Raw genomic sequence first — 17,268 nt, 5'->3', positions numbered from 1 at the left:
CCTTCCTACCGGACGCGGGCCCTTCGGCGGCTAACCCGAGTTGCGCAGGGCGGTGGCCAGGCCGTTCATCGTCAGCAGGATGCCGCGTTTCACCAGTTCGGAGTCGTCCCCGGCTCGGAGGCGGCGCAGCAGCTGCACCTGCATCTGGTTCAGTGGTTCCAGGTAGGGGAAGCGGTTGTGGATCGACTCGGCCAGCGACGGGTTGTCGGCCAGCAGGTGATCGTTGCCGGTGATCGCGGCGTGCATGCGGACGGTCCGGGCGTGTTCGTCGCGGATCATGCCGAAGATCTGCTCCCGCAACGCCACGTCGTCCACGAGTTCCGCGTAGCGGGCGGCGATGTCCAGATCGCTCTTGGCCATCACCTGCGCCAGATTGGACAGCACCGTGCGGAAGAACGGCCAGCGGCGATACAGATCCGCCAAGGTCGCCAGACGTTCCGGGTCGCCGCCGATCCATTCCTCCAGCGCGGCACCGGTGCCGTACCACCCCGGCAGCATCACCCGCGCCTGACTCCACGACATCACCCACGGGATGGCGCGCAGGTCCGCGACCGAATTCGTCGGCTTGCGCGAGGCAGGCCTGCTGCCGATGTTCAGATCGCCCACCTCGGCGACCGGCGTGGACTGCCGGAAGTACTCGACGAATCCGGGTGTCTCGTGCACGAGCCGCGCGTACGCGGCTCGGGCGCGGGCCGCCAGGTCGTCCATGATGCCGTAGGACGGCTCGGCGTCGGCGCCGAGACCCTCCACGTCCAGCAGCGTCGACTCCAGGGTGCCCGCGATCAGCGACTCCAGATTGCGATGCGCCGCACCGGGTTCGGCGTATTTCGCGGCGATCACCTCGCCCTGCTCGGTGAGCCGCAGCGAGCCGCGCACCGCTCCGGCCGGCTGGGCGAGGATCGCGTCGTAGCTGCGGCCGCCGCCGCGACCGACCGTGCCGCCGCGGCCGTGGAACAGCCGCAACCGGATGCCGGTCTTGCGGGCGACCTCGACCAGATCCAGCTCCGCCCGGTACAGCGCCCAGTTGGCGGCCAGATACCCGCCGTCCTTGTTGGAGTCGGAGTAGCCGAGCATCACTTCTTGGCGCATGCCCTGCGCGGCCACCAGCTCGCGATAGACCTGCACCTCCAGCGCCGCCGACAGCGTGGCCGCACCCGCGCCGAGGTCCTCGATGGTCTCGAACAGCGGGACGATGCCTACCGGGCAACTCGGCGGCCCGTCCGGCTCCCCCGGGTCGAGCAGACCGCCCTCCTTCAGTAGCAGGGCGGCTTCGAGCAGGTCACTGACCGACGTGCACATGCTGATGATGTAGTTCGGCACCGCCGCCGCGCCGAGCGTGTCCACCACGTCGCGGGCGGCGCGGACGATGCCGAGTTCCTTGACGGCCAGTTCGCTCAGCCGGGCGTGCGGACCGAGCAGCGGGCGGCGAGTGCGCAGCTCGGCGGCGAGCAGTTCCACCCGGCGCGACTCCGGCAGGCTCGCGTAGTCGGAGTGCACCCCGGCCCAGGCCAGCAGTTCGGCGACGACCTGCTCGTGCACCTCCGAGTTCTGGCGCATGTCCAGGCTCTGCAAATGGAAGCCGAACGTCTCCAGGGCGTGGCGCAACGTGGCGAGGCGATCGTCGGCGAGCAGGCCGTCGCCACTGCGCCGCAGCGAGGCGTCGATCGCGTCCAAGTCGTCCAGGACGGCCTGCGGAGTCGGGTAGGGCCGCGCCCCGGCATCGAGGCCGTTCGGCGGCACCTGCTCGAGCGCCGCCAGCGCGGTGGCGGTCAGCCGGGCCCGGACGTGGTGCAGCGCACGGCGATACGGCTCGTCGGCGTGCGTCGCCGGATCGGGGTACCCGGTCTCGGCGAGCGCGGCGACCTCGGGCGTCACGGCGACCAACCGGGCCGACAACGACAGCGTCTTCTCCAGTTCCACCAGATCGCGCAGGTAGCGCTCGAACGCGACGCCCGCGGCGCGGGAGGCGGCCTGCCGCACCACCTCGGCGGTGACGTACGGGTTGCCGTCGCGGTCGCCGCCGATCCACGAACCCGGACGCAGCATCGGGCGCGGCAGCAGCTCGACGCCGGGCCAGCGCGAGCGCAGCGCGGCGCGTACCTCCGCGTTGATCGCCGGGATCACGTCGAACAGGGTCAGGTCGTAGTAGCGCAGACCCACCGAGATCTCGTCCTGGATGCGCAAGCGCGCCAAGCGGATCAGCGCGGTGCGCCACAGGCTCAGCACCTGGCGGCGGATTCGCCGCTCGAGGTCGGCGCGCTCGCGCTCGTTCTCGGCGTAGCGCTGGCGCAGGCGCATCAGCTCGGTGATCCGGGCCTGCGCGTCGAAGACGGTGCGGCGGCGCGTCTCGGTCGGGTGCGCGGTGATCACCGGCGACACCAGCGCGTCGGCCAGCAGATCCGCGACCCGGGTTCCGTCCAGCGCCGCCGCGTCCAGCTTGCGGTAGGTGGCCGCCAGTGACGAGTCCTGCGGCGGTTCGCCCGCCGTCTCGTGCGCGGCGCGGCGGCGGTCGCGCTGGATGTCCTCGGCCAGATTGGCCAGCAGCACGAAGTAGCTGAACGCGCGGATGAGCGGAAGGGCCACCGTGATGTCCACTCCGTCGAGCATCTCCGCGACGGCGCTGCGCCCGACCTCCTCGCGGCGCACCCGGAACGCTTCGATGCGCACGCGCTCGATGAGGTCGAAGACCTCCGGCCCCTCGTGGTCGCGAATGGTGTCGCCGAGCACGCCACCGAGGAACCGGATGTCGTCGCGCAGCGGCCGGATGGCGTCCTGTTGGGTCTCGCTCGTCGTTTCACCCATGATCAGACAGTATTGTCCTCCGGCCCGCCGGGAAATGCGACGCGGCCCACACCGGCCGCGCCCGGCTCAGCCGGGAAGTTCGGAGAAGCGCAGGTGGTTGCCCCACAGGTCACGGAACCCGCAGTCGCGGACGCCGTACGGCTGCGAGATCGGCTCCTGCGTCACCTCCACCCCGGCGTCGCGCAGCCGGGCGAACGTGGCGTCCACGGCGTCGGTGGTGAAGATCAACGTGCCCTGCGCCCCGTTGGCCAGCCGGGCCCGCGCCGCCGCGGCGGCCGCCTCGTCCGGCACCATCTCGGGGGTCTCCAGAATGAACTCGATGCCCGGCTGCTTCGCCGGCCCGACGGTCAGCCAGCGCCCACCGGCGAACGGCAAGTCCGCACGCACTTCCAGACCGATCACGTCGCGATAGAACTCCAAGGCCTTGTCCTGGTCACCGACCAGCACGCCGATGTGGGTGAGGCCGAGGTCCGCGCCGTTGCTCATGATGATGCTCCTTCTGTTCGTCAGGGCCGGGCAACAGTACGGACGACGCACGCGCGGCGAATTCATCGGTCGCGGCGCAATCTCGCGGCGATTCTCAGCCCGCGTCCCTTGCGGTCAGGTGATCCGCCCGGTGCAACAGGACCTGTTCGAGTAGCGAGACCAGCACCTCCTTGACCGAATCGCGCTGCCTGGCATCGCATTCCAGCACCGGGATCCAATCCTCCAGTTCGAGCGCCTCGCGGACCTCGTCGAGGTCGAAACGCGTGCTGCCGTCGAAGCGGTTGACCGCGATGACGAACGGCGTGCCGCGTGCCTCGAAATAGTCCAGTACCGGATAGCAGTCGTCGACGCGGCCGGTGTCCACCACGATCACCGCGCCGAGCGCACCGTCGACCAGGTCGTCCCACAGGAAGACGAAACGGTCCTGGCCCGGCGTGCCGAACAGGTACAGCAGCAGCGAGCTGTCCAGGGTGATGCGCCCGAAGTCGAGGGCGACCGTGGTCTGCGTCTTGTCGGCCCGATGCCCCGCGTCGTCCACGCCGACGGCCATCTCGGTCATCGCCGCCTCCGTCACCAGCGGCTCGATTTCGGAGATGGCTCCGATGAATGTCGTCTTCCCGACGCCGAAACCACCGCTGACCACGATTTTCACCGAGGACGGCATGGTTGGCGTTCGCATGTCAGAGTGCCCGGACAAGGTCCCTGATCCTCTCGATGGCGGCGGCGGTGAGCTGGTCGGCCGAGCGCACGGTCACGTGTCCGGTGGCGGCCAGGTCGCTGACCACGACCTTGGCGACCCCGACCGGCACGCCAAGCGCGGCGCCGATCTCGGCGATGGAGTGCGGCCGCTGGCACAGCCGCACGAGGGTGCGCTGCTCGAAACGCAGCGGCGCGGACAGCGCTGCGGGCTCGGCCCGCACCAACGTCTCGATGCGCAGTCCGTCCAGCAGCGGCCTGGTGCGTCCCGCGGTGACCACGAAGGGCCGCACGAATCGGTCCTCGCCGGAGGCGAATTCGTGTCTCATCGCCGCAGCGACTCACGCAGTTCGGCGATGAGCGCGGGATCGAGCAGCGCACCAGCGCGGTCGGCGAGCACCGCCATCTCGTAGCCGACCAGACCGACGTCGCAACCGCTGTCGGCGATCACGCCGAGACAGCTGCCGTCGCCCATGGCGGAGACGAGCAGGAACCCGCGCCTCATCTCGATCATGATCAGTTTCAGGCCGTCGAAGGAGTAGCTGCGCGAGGCGCTGCGGGCCAGCCCGACCAGCCCGGACACCATGGCGGCGAGCCGGTCGGCGGAGGCGCGGTCCAATCCTTCGGACATGGCGATGAGCAGGCCGTCCGAGGACACCGCGACCGCCTCGCGCACACCGTCGGTCTCGCGAACGAAGTTGGCCAGCATCCAATTGAACGTGTGCGGGTCGGCGCTCGATATGTGGGTGGTCACCGGATCTCCTCTGCCATGGTCGCGGCGGGCTGGAATTCGGGCGCCGCGTCGGCGGCGCGGACGCGGTCGTCCCGCGCGGCGGCGTGCCGTGCGGGCGCGCCACGCTGATGTCCCGTCCGGAAGGAGGACAGCATGCTGCGGATCTCCTCGGGTGAGCGCTCGACCGCGGGGGCGGGCTCCATGCGGGGCGGCGCGTCGGGCCGCGCGCCGGTGGCGGCAGCGCGGGCCTTCTTGTTTCGTTTCACCAAGCCGTTCTTGGTGTGCCGCGCCCCGGGGTCGCTCGGCGCCGGGCCGAACGGCTCTTCTGAGCGGCGGGATTCGGTGCGGCCGACGTTCGCTGTCGGCTCGGTCGGCGCGGAAACGAACTGCGTGTAGGGCGACGACCCGGCGTTCACCGCGTGCGCCGGTGGGCGGTCGGCGGTCGTAGCGGTAGCGGTACCGCGCGATTGTGGCCTCGAACCGGTGGCAGACCCAGCGGTATCGCCCACCGTGGCGGTGTGGGAGGTGGCGGGATCGTCGCGCCGATCCGGCTCGGTCTCGACCATGCCGGGCGGCAGCGTCAGGCGCGCGACGATGCCGCTCACCGGCGAGACGCTCAGTTCGACCGTGATGCCGAGCCGTTCGGCGAGCCTGCCGACCACGTAGTGGCCGAGGTGGCGGGTCGGTGCGACGACGAAGTCCTGTTCGCCGCGCAATCGTGCGTTGGCCTGGGCCAATTGGTCGGCGGGCATGCCCACGCCGTGGTCGACCACCGCGAGCAGGTACCCGTTGGGCCCGGCGCGCCCGTAGATCTCCACCTCGACATCCGGTGGGGAGAACGCCAGCCCGTTCTCGATCAGCTCCGCGAGTATGTGCGCGAGTTCGCTGGCCGCCGCGCCGGCGATGAGCACGTCGTCCATCCGGCGCAGCACCACCCTGCGGTAGTCGTCGACCTCGGACAGGCCCGCGCGGATCACGTCGCTGAGCGGGATCGGTTCGGCCCAGCGGCGCGGGCTCGCCTCGCCGACCAGCACGAGCAGGCTTTCGGCGTTGCGGCGCATGCGGGTAGCGAGATGGTCGAGCTCGAAGAGGTTCGACAGCGCCTTGGGATCGAGCTCCTCGCGTTCGAATTCGCTGATCAGGCCGAGCTGGCGGCGCACGAGGTTCTGGTTGCGGCGGGCCAGGCTGACCATCGACTCGGTGGTGTTGCGGCGCACCAGCGCCTGTTCCGACGCGAGGTCGAAGGCGGTGGACTGCACCCGATCCAGCGCTCGGGCCACGGCGACGATCTCGACGCCCGCCCCCGGCGGCGGTCGCACCGGGGCGGGCGGGTCCGGCGGCCGGGTGTCGTCGCCGGTGCGCCAGGCCGAGATCACGTCGGGCAGCCGCCGACCGGATACGTCGTCGGCGTCCGCGGCCAGCGTGGCCAGCGGCCGGACGATCGCGCGCACCGCCGCGACGACCAGCGCCACCTCCAGCGCGATCGCCGCCAGCGCGGCGAGCACGAACGCGCCGAGGGCCAGCGCGGCGTCGCCGCGCAACACCTCTGCCCGCTGCCGCACGTCGGCGCCGACCGTCTGCTGCACGGTGCGCTGCGCGTCGATGACCGCGGTCATCCTGGCCCACCAGGCGATCGGATCGACCGGGCGCGCCAGCGGTCCGCCGCCCGCGGCGATCGCGACGTTCTCCGACTCCGCGGCCGCGGCCGCGTCCGCGCCGTCCAGCACGGCGTCCAAGCGGGCCTGCTGCGCGCCGGTCGCGTCGCGGGCGAACGCGGCCAGTCCGGCCAGTTTGGCCGCGCGGATGTCGAGGAATTGCACGTACTCGCCCGGCCCGAAGGCATCCGCGGCGAAGACGCCGTTGAGGAAGCCGCGCTCGCGAGCCGTCTGCTCCTTCGCCTCACCCAGCGCGTACAGCGCTTGCAGCCCGTGCCGGACCACCGGGTCGGCGGCCTGATCCAGACCGAGGGACAGGTGGTTCAGGGCGTCGATCGCGTCGGTGTAGTACTGGAACGCCGCCTGCCGGGGTTCTCGCCGCTGGTCGATCGTGGATCGGGTCGCGTCCAGATCGGCCAGCGGCCGGGCGGCCTCCCGCACCCGCTCCGCCCCGGGCGGGCCGTCCGCCGCCGCCTGCCGCAGGGCACGCAAGGCGCGGTCGACCGCACCGCGCTGGTCGTCGACCGGCTGGCGCAAGCGCTGGTCGCCGCCGAGCAGGCCATTGGTCAGGCCGCGCTCGCGCTGCGTCTCGTGCACCAGGTCCTGCACCGCCAGCGCGAGCGTCACCGCGGCGACTGTGTCCCGGCTCTTCCGGTACGCGTCCACTTCGCGCGCCACCAGCGTGCCCAACAGCGCGAGCACCAGCACGAGCGACACCACGAGGATGCGGGCCAGCTGCCCGCGGATGGTTCGCGGGCGCACAATTCCGCTGCCGGACACCTGGCGTTCACCATCGGAAATGCGGAGGGGGACAACCGGTGTGCCGCCGGAATTCTCCGGTCGTCCAGGTGACCGCACCACCCTCTGCTCCTCCGATCAGCCGCCGCGCCTGCTCCACAGCGAGCACGCGGAAATCAAGGGGAAACTGTCACACGGCCTACCCGCCGTCAACGCGAGAATCGGGCAAAACGGACACTGTGCGGACTTCTAAACACACTGGCAACGAAGAGTTACGAGCGCGACAAAACCGGCATCCGCGAACGAATGCCGAGACTCGTTGTGTCATACCCACCTTCGCCCGCCGCGAAACCTCGCGACCCGACTCTGATACAGTCCGGCGCGACAAACCGGATGGCAAGAGGGCTGGATGGCGCACCGAATTACGTTGGTTCCCTTGGCGATCGCACTCGCGTTAGGACTGGCCGCCTGCGGCGACGAGTCCGGCGGGTCCCCCGCGACGACCAGCACGCAGACCGCGAGCGCCGCGGGCACGGCCACCCAGCTGTTCGATCCCTGCACCGGCATCCCCGACGCCGCGCTGACGAGCGCCGGACTCGACCCGGCGAGCAAGCAGGTCGGCGTCGGCGGGGTGAAGCAGCCCGGTTGGGAGATCTGCGGATGGAAGGGCGCCGACTTCACCCTCGGCGTGTTCTCCAACAACATGTCCGTTGCCGAGTTCGAGCGGAAGCCGGGCAATGTCGACTTCCAGGACGTCACCATCGCCGGACGCACCGGACGCCAGTTCCGCGTGGACGACGCCGCCAAAGACCAAATGTGCGACGTGCTCTTCCCCGCCCGGCAGGGCCTGCTGCAACTGACCCTGGTCAACAAGACCGCGGACCAGAACCCCTGCGATCGCCTCGCGACCATCGGCGAAGCGATCGTCCCGGCGCTGCCGAAGTAGCACCGCCCCCCTCGGCGCAGGACCGGGTACGGATTCGCCTGGCGCACCCGACAACCACGACCATCTCGCGGCGGCATCGGCGAAACTCAGACCCCCGATTACTCTCGCACGCAACCACACCAGCTCAACCACCGGTTTCGAGCGAAGCGAGACCGAGCATGCGCCGTTCGCGGCCCGGCTCGCGTCCGAGTGGCCGTCGCGTCCGCGACGAAGGAGCAAGCGGCGGTCGCTCGGACGCGAGCCATGAAGGGGCCGCGAACACCCAGCGCCGCAGGCGCTGGAAAACGAACACAGCCCGGCGCTGGAAATCAGACAGAGAGGATGGCGAGTACCTCGTCGGAGGTATAGAAGGGGGCGAGGCGCTCGCGGATCAACCCGGCGAGAACCCCTTCGCGCTTCGCGCCCTCGATGACCGCCGGCCCGTACCGGAGGATCTCCTGGACGATGTCGTCACCGGTCAGACCGAGTTCGGGCAGCATGGCCGCCAAGGTGTAGTCGCCGTACTTGGTGAAGAACACCTCCACGCACTCGTCCAGGAGCAGGCCGAAGTACTCCTTCTCGCGGGTGGTGACGGCGATCTCGTAGCACAGCAGTACCAGCTCGTTGAGATCCTTCCGGCTGAGGTATTCGCGCAGACCGCTGACCGGCTCGTCGGCATGCAGATCCCAGAACTCCATCGCGGCGGCGTGCACCGGGGCATCGCGCAGCATCTCGCGGATGGCGTTGTTGGTCCGCTTGAGGGCGAACAGCGCGCCCTTGCCCGCGAGGTCGCCGACGAAGGTGCCGTCGGCGGCCTTCTTGGCGCGATTGGCCGCGGACTGGCCCAGCGACATCAGCGAGGACACACCCGGGATCTTCTCCGCGCGTTCCCGGTTGGCCTGCATGAAGTCGTTGATCAGCTTGTCCACGAACTTCGACGCGACCGTGGCCACCAGCGGGCTCTCGGTGAGCCGGTCCAGGATGCGCTCCTGCGCCTGGTGCATGCCGAAGATCTTTTCCAGCAGCGCCTCCACCGGCTCGCGCTCGACCACCTCGCCGAGCGTGTAGTCGTGGTTGGCGGCGATGTGGTCGTAGATGGAGTCGGCGAACACCCCGACCATATCGGCGAGAACCGGACTGCCGCCGATCAGCTCGACGACCGTGCGGACGGTCTGCTTGGCCTGGTCGATCTCCACCACGTCCCGGAAGACGAGCGTGTCGGCGACTCCGAGCACCGCCTCGGTGTCGCGGGCGACCACCTCCGCGAAACGCTCGCCGGTCACCTCGGCGAGCAGGAATGCCACCTGGGCCTCCAGTAGCCGTTCGGCGATCTCACGCGGCTCGCTCATCGAATTCCACCCATCACACCTCGTGCGGCGCGCCCGGCACGGTTCACGGCTGGTGCGGGTCGGCGTCGTTGCCGTGCAACGATTTCCGGATCCGGTCCAGGCGCTCACGCGCGGCCTGCTCACGTGCCTGCCATTGTTCGTCCACGCCGCGGCCCGCTGGAGTCTGCCGGTCGAGTTCACCCATCCCCTGCGCGGTGCCGTAGCGATGCTCGACCTTATCGCGAACTGACTCGAAAGTAGGAACACCGGAGGCCGAATATCCGCCACTCGCGGCGGACTCCGGCATACCCGGCGGCGGTACCGGTACCGCCGGTACCGCGGAACCGCCGCCGACCTGGCCCGACACATCGGGCGTGTGCTGCGGGAACCCAGGCCCGCCTGCCGGGGTGGCAGGAGTCACATCTCCGGCCGCAGCCGCATCACCGGTTTCCAACAGCCCGACCAGCGCGGCGTGGACCGCCGCGAACCCGGGACGCGCCGCCGTTGCGGCCAGCAGTACACCTGCCAGCTCCGCGTCCGGCAGCCCGGCCAACCGGCTCGCGATTTCGCTGTTGTCACTCATACCGCCAGGCTACGCACGCGCGACCGCACCGAAGGCCGTTCACGACCGCACGCGCGCACCCGCCCAGTCGCGCACCAGGTCGTACCAGGCCGAGCCGCCCACGACGATCAGATCGTTGTGCCCGGCTCCGGGGAAGACCACCAGCCGTTTCGGCTCCGGCGCCGCGGCGTAGAGCCGTTGCGCGTGCCGCAGCGGCAGCAGTTCGTCCTGGTCGCCGTGCATGATCAGCACCGGGGCGCGCAGCGCGCGGATGCGGCGTTCGTTCGGATAGGCGTTCGGCACCAAGGCCGCGGGCAGGAACGGATACACCGAGCGAGCCGCGTCGCGCAGGCCGCTGAAGGTGGACATCAGCATCACTCCGGCCGGGGGATGGTGCTGTGCCAGCTCGAGCACGACACCGCCCCCGAGGGACTTGCCCAGGTACAACACGCGATTCGGATCGACGCCGGGTTGTTCCAGCAGCGCCCTGCGCGCGGCGCGCGCGTCCAGGTAGGTGCCGTGCTCGGTCGGTTTCCCGGTGCTGCGCCCGTAGCCGCGGTAGTCGAAGGCCAGCACGTCGAAACCGGCCTCGGTGAGCAACGCGAAGATCGGCACCCGGTCGCCGAGATTGCCCGCGTTCCCGTGCGCGAACAGGATGTGCCCGATCGAATCGCGGGCAGGCATCCACCACGCATGCACGGTCTGCCCGTCCGCCGTGGGCAGGGACAGGTCCGTGTACTCCATGCCGAGCAGCGCCGGAGTTTGCAGCACCGTCCGCTCCGGCAGATAAGTCAGCGCGTTGAGGATCGGACGGGCCGGGTGTCGCATGCCCATGTTCTTACTCCTGAACAGGCAAGGCCGGGTCGGGCGGGTGCCGCGACACGAGCGCTCGAAGCCGCGGCCCACCGCCGCAGGGCCGGTGCGGACGCCGGTCGCCGCCCGACCCGCGGAGACGATCGAACTCGGCCGGTAGCCGGTTGCGGTGACCGCGTGCGTCAGCCGCGCAGCACCGCGCCCACGGCGTCGGCCGCCGCCGCGACGGCCGCGTCGCGTGCCGCACTTGCCTCGTCCTCGGTGAGGGTGCGGTCGGTGGCACGGAAACGCAGGGCGTAGGTGAGCGACTTACGTCCCTCACCCGCCTGAGCGCCCTCGTACACGTCGAACAGCGCGATGTCCTCCAGCAGCTCGCCGCCGCCGGTGCGCAGTGCGGACTCGACGGACGCCGCCGGGACGGTCTTCTCGACGCTCACCGAGACGTCCTGGAGCACCGCGGGGAACGGCGACACCGTCGGGACCGGCCGGGACTCGCGCAGCGGCAGCGCGTCCAAGTCGAGTTCGACGGCGCAGGTGCGCGGCGGCAGGCCGGAACGTTCCAGCACGGCGGGATGCAGCTCACCCGCGTAGCCGACAACCGTTCCGTCGACCACCAGCTCGGCGCAGCGCCCGGGATGCCAGGGCAGCTGAGCCGCCGCACGGCGCTCGATGGTCACACCGGCCGCGTCGCCGACGGCGTCGGCGAGGGCGAACGCGTCGGCGGCTTCGACCGGACGGCCCGGCCCCCACGGCCCGCGCGGCTCCCTGCGGCCGGTCAGGACAGCGGCCACGTGCACCGGCTGTTCCGGCAGCGAGTCCAGCAACTCGGCGATCTCTTCGTCGGTGGGGCGCCGGTCCACCGGCAGCGGATCGACCGCTCTGGTGTTCGCGCCCGGGAGCACGACTTGCGCGATGCCGTAGATCGCCAGGTCACGCGCGCCCCGCGAGATATTGCGGACCGCCACCTCGAGCAAACCGGGGAGCAGGGTGGTGGCCAGCTCGGCGCGCTCCACGTCGAGCGGATTCAGCACCCTGGTGGTGGCGCGGCGCGGGTCGTCGGCGTCCAGGCCCCAGGTATCGAACACTCCGGCGGGCAGGAACACCGGCGGCGGCACCTCCACGGCGCCCGCGAACGCCAGCGCGCGGCTGACGGCGCGCCTGCGGCGCTGGGGCGGCGTGAGCCCACGCCCGGCCGGTGCGGCCGGCAGCACGGACGGGATCCGCTCCAGGCCCTCCAGCCGCAGCACCTCCTCCACCAGGTCGGCGGGCTGAGCCAGGTCGGGCCGCCAGCTCGGCGGGGTCACCACCAGCTGACCGTGCCCGGCCTCGCTGACGCCGACCTCGACCGTGCAGCCGATCTGGGCCAGGCGGCGCGCCGAGGTGCCGGTCGCGTACGTGACGCCCGCGACGCGGTCGGCCAGGTCGATGTCCATCCGGATCGGCTCGGGCGCCGGGACGGGGGTCCGGACGTCGGTCAGCACGGGTTCGATGGTGCCGCCGGCGATTTCGGCCAGCAGCGTGGCCGCTCGATCGAGCGCGGCCACGTTGATCTCCGGGTCGACGACCCGTTCGTACCGCTTGCCCGCCTCGGACACCAGCTTGTGCCTGCGCGCGGTCCGGTAGATCAGCAGCGGGTTCCAGGTGGCCGCCTCGAGCAGGATGTCGGTGCTCTCCGCGCCGACCTCGGTGCTCGCGCCGCCCATCACACCGGCCAAGGAGATGACGCCGGAATCGTCGGCGATCACCACGTCCTCGACGTCGAGGGCGCGCTCGACGTCGTCCAAGGTGCGCAACTTCTCGCCCTTGTGCGCGGAACGGACCACCAATCCGCCCGACACCTTGTTCGCGTCGAAGGCGTGCAGCGGCTGCCCCAACTCCAGCATCACGTAATTGGTGACGTCCACGGCGGGCGAGATCGGGCGTACGCCCGACAACAGCAGCCTGCGCTGCAACCACCACGGGCTCACCGCCTCCGGGTCGACGCCGGTGACCCGGCGGGCCGCGAAGCGCGTGCACCGGGAGTCCGGCTCGACCCGGGTCGGCCAGGCTTCCTGCTCGTGGTCGGGCAGGGTGCGCACCGCCGGATCGGCGTACTCGAGATCGAAACCGCAGGCCAGCTCGCGCGCCAGGCCGCGAACGGAGAAGCAGTAACCGCGGTCGGGAGTGATGTTCAGCTCGATGACGGTGTCGTCCAGACCGAGCAGCGCGTTGGCGTCGGCGCCGGGCTCGGCGGTGCCCGGTTCCAGCACCAGGATGCCGGAATGGTCCTTGCCGATCCCCAGTTCGGCGACCGAGCAGATCATCCCGTTGGACACGTGACCGTAGGTCTTGCGCGAGGTGATCTCGAACCCGCCGGGCAGCACGCCGCCGGGCAGCACCACGACCACCAGATCACCGACCTGGAAATTCCGTGCGCCGCAGATGATCTCCTGCAACTCGGGCTTACCGATGTCCACCTTGCAGAAGCGGATCGGCTTCTTGAACTCGGTCAGTTCGGTGATCTCGGCGACGCGGCCGACCACCAGCGGCTCGCCGCCCTCCTCCGAACCCGCGATCCGCTCGAGCTGGTCGAGCTCTTCGACTTCCAGCCCGACCCGGACGAATCCCGCGTCGAGCTCCTCCGGCGTCACCGACCACTCCGGGTTGGTGCGCTGGATGATGTCGGTCAGCCAGGACTGCGCTACTCGCACTTGACGTTTCGCTCTCTCGATCGAAGGGTGGGGTCAGGACCGGATACCGAAGGGCAGCGTGAAACGCACGTCGCCCTCGACGATGTCGCGCATGTCCGGGATGCCGTTGCGGAACTGCAGCGTGCGCTCCAGGCCCATGCCGAAGGCGAACCCGCTGTACACCTCGGGGTCGATCCCGCTGGCGATCAGCACCTTCGGGTTCACCATGCCGCAGCCGCCCCATTCGACCCAGCCCGCACCGCCCTTCTTGTCCGGGAACCACACGTCGACCTCGGCGGAGGGCTCGGTGAACGGAAAGTAGTTGGGCCGCATGCGCGTGCGGGTCTGTGGTCCGAACAGCGCGCGAGCGAACGCGTCCAGCGTGCCGCGCAGATGCGCCATGGTCAGGCCCTTGTCCACCGCCAGGCCTTCGACCTGGGAGAACACCGGTGTGTGCGTGGCGTCCAGTTCGTCGGTGCGGAAGGTGCGGCCCGGGCAGACCACGTAGATCGGCAGCTCGCGTTCCAGCATCGAACGCACCTGCACCGGCGAGGTGTGCGTGCGCAGCACTTGGCGCGAGCCCTCCGGCGCGATGTGGAAGGTGTCCTGCATGGTGCGGGCCGGATGGTCGGGCAGGAAGTTCAACGCGTCGAAGTTGAAGTGCTCGGTCTCCACCTCGGGACCTTCGGCGACCTCCCAGCCCATCGCGACGAACACGTCGGCGATCTGCTCGGAGATGACGGTGATCGGATGCCGCGCGCCGACGGCCGCTCGGCGTGCGGGCAGCGTCACGTCGATGGTCTCGGCGACCAGCACGGCGGCGTCGCGCTCGGCCAGCAACGCGGCGCGGCGGGACTCGAATGCCTCCGACACCCTGGACCTGGCGACGTTGACCCGTTTGCCCGCGTCCGCCTTCTCCGTCTTGGGCAGGCCGCCCAGCGCGCGTTGGGCCAGCGCCAGCGGCGCCTTACCGCCGAGGTGCTCGGTTTTCGCGACCGCGAGCGCATCCAGGTCGGCGGCAGCGGCGAACGCCTTCTCGGCGGCCGCCGCGGCCGCGGCCAGTGCCTCCTCGGTCAGCGCCGCGTTCTGCTCGCCTGCGTCGATGTCGTCGGCCACGATGCTCCGTCTCTCCCCTGGGGATCAATTCGCGGGCACCGCTGCACGCCTGCCCGCATTGCTGCTGGTCGCAATCGTATTCGATGGGCCTCGGCGGATTCACGCGGATTACCCGCCACGCCGCGCGAGCCGTGTGGTACCCGCGAGCCGGACGGGCGCGCGCCGGCCCCGCTCCACTACCCGTCCGGAACGGCGCGACTCGTCACAGGCTCGCAGGCGGTGACCGGTCAGGGCAGCGAAAGACCAGCTCCGACAGCCGCCGCGAAACGCCCGGCCCTGGCCGATACCCAGTGACCGGGCGCTCCGCGATCAGCGCGCGACAGTGCGGTCAGCGCGCGGCGGTGATGTGGCGGGGCAGCAACCGCGACCCCAGCGCGCCGACCGCCACGATCGCGGCACCCACCCACACCGCGGGCACCAGTCCGTCGACGTAGCTCTGCGGATCCAGGTACGAGCCCCGCGCCGCGAACACCGACGCCAGCACCGCGACGCCCATGGCGACACCGACTTCCCGCAGGGTGTTGTTGGTTCCAGACGCCATCGCGCGATCCTCCTCCGCCGCGGCGGCCATCACCACGGTCGCGCCGGGCGCGAAAGTCAGGCCCATGCCGATCCCGCCGAGCAGGAACGGACCGACGAACGACAGGTAACTCGCGTCGACGGAAGTGACCAACGCCATCCAGCCCAGCGCGACGGCGAGCAGTGTCTGCCCGGTGGTGAGCAGCGCACGGGCGCCGACCTTGTCGACGATCAAACCCGCCAGCGGAGCGACCACCATCGGCGCCATCGTCCACGGCATGGTGCGGATGCCGGATTGCAGCGGTCCGTAGCCCTGCACGACCTGGAAGTACTGGGCCAGCAGGAAGATCGAGCCGAAGACGCCCATCGAGAAGGTGAAGCCGGTCATGTTGCTCACCCGGAACGCGCGGGAGCGGAACAGACGCAGCGGCAGCATCGGCTCCCGCGTGCGCAGCTCCCAGGCGATCAGGCAACCGAGCAGCAACACGCCACCGACCAGCGCGGACAGCACGCCACGAGACGTCCAGCCATCATCGGCGCCGTGGATGACGCCCCACACCACCGCCAGCACGCCGCCCGCCGACAGCAGCAGTCCCAGCAGGTCGACTCGTCGGCTGCCGCCGTGCGACTCCGCCAGCACCCGCAGCGCGAACGGCAGCACGACCAGGCCGATCGGCACGTTCACCCAGAAGATCCACTGCCAGCTCAGCCCTTCGACGACCGCGCCGCCGATGAGCGGCCCCAGCGCGACGCCGAGGCCGGCGATCCCGCCCCAGATGCCGATGGCGGCGCTGCGCATCTTCTCCGGCACCGCCGCCGACAACAGTGTCAGCGACAGTGGCATCACCCCCGCCGCGCCGAATCCCTGTACCGCCCGCGCCGCGATGAGCATGCCCGGTCCGGTCGCCAGCGCGCAGACCGCGGACGCCAGTGTGAACAGCGCGATGCCGAGCAGGAAGATCCGCCGCCTGCCCAGTCGGTCACCGACCGCGGACGCGGTGAGCAACAGCGAGGCGAACGACAGCGTGTAGGCGTTGACGAACCATTGCAGGTCGGCCAGCGAGGCGCCCAACTCGGTGCGGATCACCGGCAGCGCGTTCGTCACGACCAGGTTGTCCAGCGTGACCATGAACATCGGGATACCGACCGCGGCGAGGACGGCGGCGAGCCTGCGACCGCCGATCGTCGCCTCGGGCGCGGCGACGGTCGCCGTGGCGGATGGAAGGGTCTCGGTCATGTCCAGTCCTTGTTGTAATCGACTGATAACTAATGCTCGAAACGGTATGCATCGACTGATAACATGTCAAGAGCAAGGCCGGTACCAGCGAAAACGGAGAACGATGGCGACCAGAACCAGGATGACGGCGTCCGAACGGGGCGAGCAGGTGCTGCGCGCGGCGGTCTCCGCGTTCGCCGAATGCGGTTACGCCGCTACCAGGACCGACGAGATCGCCCGGCGAGCGGGCGTGTCACAGCCCTACGTGATCCGGCTGTTCGGCACCAAGCAGAACCTGTTCCGCGCCGCCCAGCACCGCGTCTGCGACCGGATCGAGGAGATCTTCCGCGCCGCGCGCGCCGAGGCATCGCCCGAGGCGGCCCCCGACGAAGCCCTCGCCGCCCTCGCCACCGGCTATTCGGTCTTCCTCGCCGAACGCGAACTGCTCCAACTTCTGCTGCACGGCTTCGCGGCCAGCGCGGACCCGGAGATCGGCGACCAGGTCCGGGCCAGGTTCGGCGGTATCTACCACCTGATCCGCGAACTGACCGGAGCACCGGAAACCGAGGCGCGCCGCTTCCTCTCCACCGGAATGCTGCTCACCGTCATGAGCGCCATGCGAGTAGCGGGGCCGGACGCGGTACCCGCGACGTGGGCGACGGAGATCTTGGAGAACTTGAGCACCGAAGGCGACTGAATTCCATTCGCGGCCCGGCTCGCGCTCGGGCCTGCGCGCCCCGGGACACCCTCAGCACCGGTCAGGCACCCGAGCTACATGCGAATGTCCCGAGCTCGAACGCCAACGCGGCCAGCGCACGTCACTCCAGGTTTCGAGCGAAGCGAGACCGAGCCTGTTCCGTTCGCGGCCCGGCTCGCGTTTGCGCGGCCGCCGCGCACGCGACGAAGGAGCAAGCTCAGCACCCTGACCGGATTCGCCACGCACATTAATTTTCCACCGAATAATATTCCCGCCCCGATTAATAGCCGGATACTTCTCAGTCAAGGTGACA

General features: G+C 70.2%; 14 protein-coding genes. 2 read left to right on the top strand and 12 right to left on the bottom strand.

Features of this window, described 5'->3' with window-relative positions; genetic code table 11:
- Window positions 1-30: 30 nt before the first annotated feature.
- The 6 genes from ppc to ABZW96_RS34470 form a co-directional block, all read right to left on the bottom strand.
- Entirely contained in the window at window positions 31-2,802 is a 2,772-nt protein-coding gene (gene ppc, locus ABZW96_RS34495; protein ID WP_355080661.1) for a phosphoenolpyruvate carboxylase, read from the bottom strand.
- 66 nt (window positions 2,803-2,868) lie between these two features.
- The gene (locus ABZW96_RS34490) at window positions 2,869-3,288 is read right to left on the bottom strand and encodes a VOC family protein (protein ID WP_355080659.1); all 420 of its coding nucleotides are present in this window, start codon (window positions 3,286-3,288) and stop codon (window positions 2,869-2,871) included.
- A gap of 94 nt (window positions 3,289-3,382) precedes the next feature.
- Entirely contained in the window at window positions 3,383-3,952 is a 570-nt protein-coding gene (locus ABZW96_RS34485; protein ID WP_355080714.1) for an ATP/GTP-binding protein, read from the bottom strand.
- Between the two features lie 16 nt (window positions 3,953-3,968).
- Window positions 3,969-4,313 carry a DUF742 domain-containing protein gene (locus tag ABZW96_RS34480; protein ID WP_355080657.1) on the bottom strand — a complete coding sequence of 115 codons (345 nt, stop codon included), beginning with the start codon at window positions 4,311-4,313 and terminating at the stop codon, window positions 3,969-3,971.
- Complete coding sequence (locus ABZW96_RS34475) at window positions 4,310-4,693, bottom strand: roadblock/LC7 domain-containing protein (protein WP_355080712.1); 384 nt, start codon at window positions 4,691-4,693, stop codon at window positions 4,310-4,312. Before ABZW96_RS34475 ends, ABZW96_RS34480 begins: the two co-directional genes overlap by 4 nt.
- A 41-nt stretch (window positions 4,694-4,734) precedes the next feature.
- A complete protein-coding gene (locus ABZW96_RS34470; protein WP_355080655.1) occupies window positions 4,735-7,152 on the bottom strand; it encodes a nitrate- and nitrite sensing domain-containing protein in 2,418 nt (805 codons plus the stop codon).
- A 394-nt stretch (window positions 7,153-7,546) separates the two neighbouring features.
- Between ABZW96_RS34470 and ABZW96_RS34465 the strand changes: the two genes are divergently transcribed.
- The gene (locus ABZW96_RS34465; RefSeq protein ID WP_355080653.1) at window positions 7,547-8,056 is read left to right on the top strand and encodes a DUF3558 domain-containing protein; all 510 of its coding nucleotides are present in this window, start codon (window positions 7,547-7,549) and stop codon (window positions 8,054-8,056) included.
- Between the two features lie 308 nt (window positions 8,057-8,364).
- Here the strand turns inward: ABZW96_RS34465 and ABZW96_RS34460 are convergent, their stop codons facing one another.
- The 6 genes from ABZW96_RS34460 to ABZW96_RS34435 all read right to left on the bottom strand — a co-directional run bounded on the left by ABZW96_RS34460 (window position 8,365) and on the right by ABZW96_RS34435 (window position 16,279).
- Window positions 8,365-9,384: a hypothetical protein gene (locus tag ABZW96_RS34460; protein ID WP_355080651.1), complete on the bottom strand. Its 1,020-nt coding sequence runs from the start codon at window positions 9,382-9,384 to the stop codon at window positions 8,365-8,367.
- Window positions 9,385-9,427: 43 nt separating this feature from the next.
- The gene (locus ABZW96_RS34455; protein ID WP_355080649.1) at window positions 9,428-9,946 is read right to left on the bottom strand and encodes a hypothetical protein; all 519 of its coding nucleotides are present in this window, start codon (window positions 9,944-9,946) and stop codon (window positions 9,428-9,430) included.
- A gap of 39 nt (window positions 9,947-9,985) precedes the next feature.
- A complete protein-coding gene (locus ABZW96_RS34450) occupies window positions 9,986-10,759 on the bottom strand; it encodes an alpha/beta hydrolase (RefSeq protein WP_355080647.1) in 774 nt (257 codons plus the stop codon).
- A 161-nt stretch (window positions 10,760-10,920) separates the two neighbouring features.
- Window positions 10,921-13,428, bottom strand: coding sequence for a phenylalanine--tRNA ligase subunit beta (gene pheT / locus ABZW96_RS34445; protein WP_355080645.1), 2,508 nt, complete (start codon window positions 13,426-13,428; stop codon window positions 10,921-10,923).
- Window positions 13,429-13,461: 33 nt separating this feature from the next.
- Window positions 13,462-14,523, bottom strand: coding sequence for a phenylalanine--tRNA ligase subunit alpha (pheS, locus tag ABZW96_RS34440; protein ID WP_355080644.1), 1,062 nt, complete (start codon window positions 14,521-14,523; stop codon window positions 13,462-13,464).
- 328 nt (window positions 14,524-14,851) lie between these two features.
- Window positions 14,852-16,279, bottom strand: a complete 1,428-nt coding sequence (locus ABZW96_RS34435) for an MFS transporter (protein WP_355080642.1) — start codon at window positions 16,277-16,279, stop codon at window positions 14,852-14,854.
- A gap of 103 nt (window positions 16,280-16,382) precedes the next feature.
- Here ABZW96_RS34435 and ABZW96_RS34430 point away from each other — a divergent pair, with 103 nt between their 5' ends.
- Entirely contained in the window at window positions 16,383-16,955 is a 573-nt protein-coding gene (locus tag ABZW96_RS34430; protein ID WP_355080640.1) for a TetR/AcrR family transcriptional regulator, read from the top strand.
- Window positions 16,956-17,268 lie beyond the last annotated feature (313 nt).

The sequence above is a fragment of the Nocardia sp. NPDC004168 genome, assembly GCF_040610355.1.
Taxonomy (GTDB): Bacteria; Actinomycetota; Actinomycetes; order Mycobacteriales; family Mycobacteriaceae; genus Nocardia; species Nocardia sichangensis.
The sequence above is the reverse complement of the archived record's forward strand: the minus strand, read 5'-3'. Positions and strand labels throughout refer to the sequence as shown.

Bases quoted from the DNA above. Each gene is read 5' to 3' on its own strand.
- ABZW96_RS34480 (WP_355080657.1), bottom strand. From the start codon at position 4,313: ATGAGACACGAATTCGCCTCCGGCGAGGACCGATTCGTGCGGCCCTTC.
- ABZW96_RS34450 (WP_355080647.1), bottom strand. From the start codon at position 10,759: ATGGGCATGCGACACCCGGCCCGTCCGATCCTCAACGCGCTGACTTAT.
- ABZW96_RS34475 (WP_355080712.1), bottom strand. From the start codon at position 4,693: ATGCTGGCCAACTTCGTTCGCGAGACCGACGGTGTGCGCGAGGCGGTC.
- ABZW96_RS34460 (WP_355080651.1), bottom strand. From the start codon at position 9,384: ATGAGCGAGCCGCGTGAGATCGCCGAACGGCTACTGGAGGCCCAGGTG.
- ABZW96_RS34490 (WP_355080659.1), bottom strand. From the start codon at position 3,288: ATGAGCAACGGCGCGGACCTCGGCCTCACCCACATCGGCGTGCTGGTC.
- ABZW96_RS34430 (WP_355080640.1), top strand. From the start codon at position 16,383: ATGGCGACCAGAACCAGGATGACGGCGTCCGAACGGGGCGAGCAGGTG.
- ppc (WP_355080661.1), bottom strand. From the start codon at position 2,802: ATGGGTGAAACGACGAGCGAGACCCAACAGGACGCCATCCGGCCGCTG.
- ABZW96_RS34485 (WP_355080714.1), bottom strand. From the start codon at position 3,952: ATGCCGTCCTCGGTGAAAATCGTGGTCAGCGGTGGTTTCGGCGTCGGG.
- ABZW96_RS34435 (WP_355080642.1), bottom strand. From the start codon at position 16,279: ATGACCGAGACCCTTCCATCCGCCACGGCGACCGTCGCCGCGCCCGAG.
- ABZW96_RS34455 (WP_355080649.1), bottom strand. From the start codon at position 9,946: ATGAGTGACAACAGCGAAATCGCGAGCCGGTTGGCCGGGCTGCCGGAC.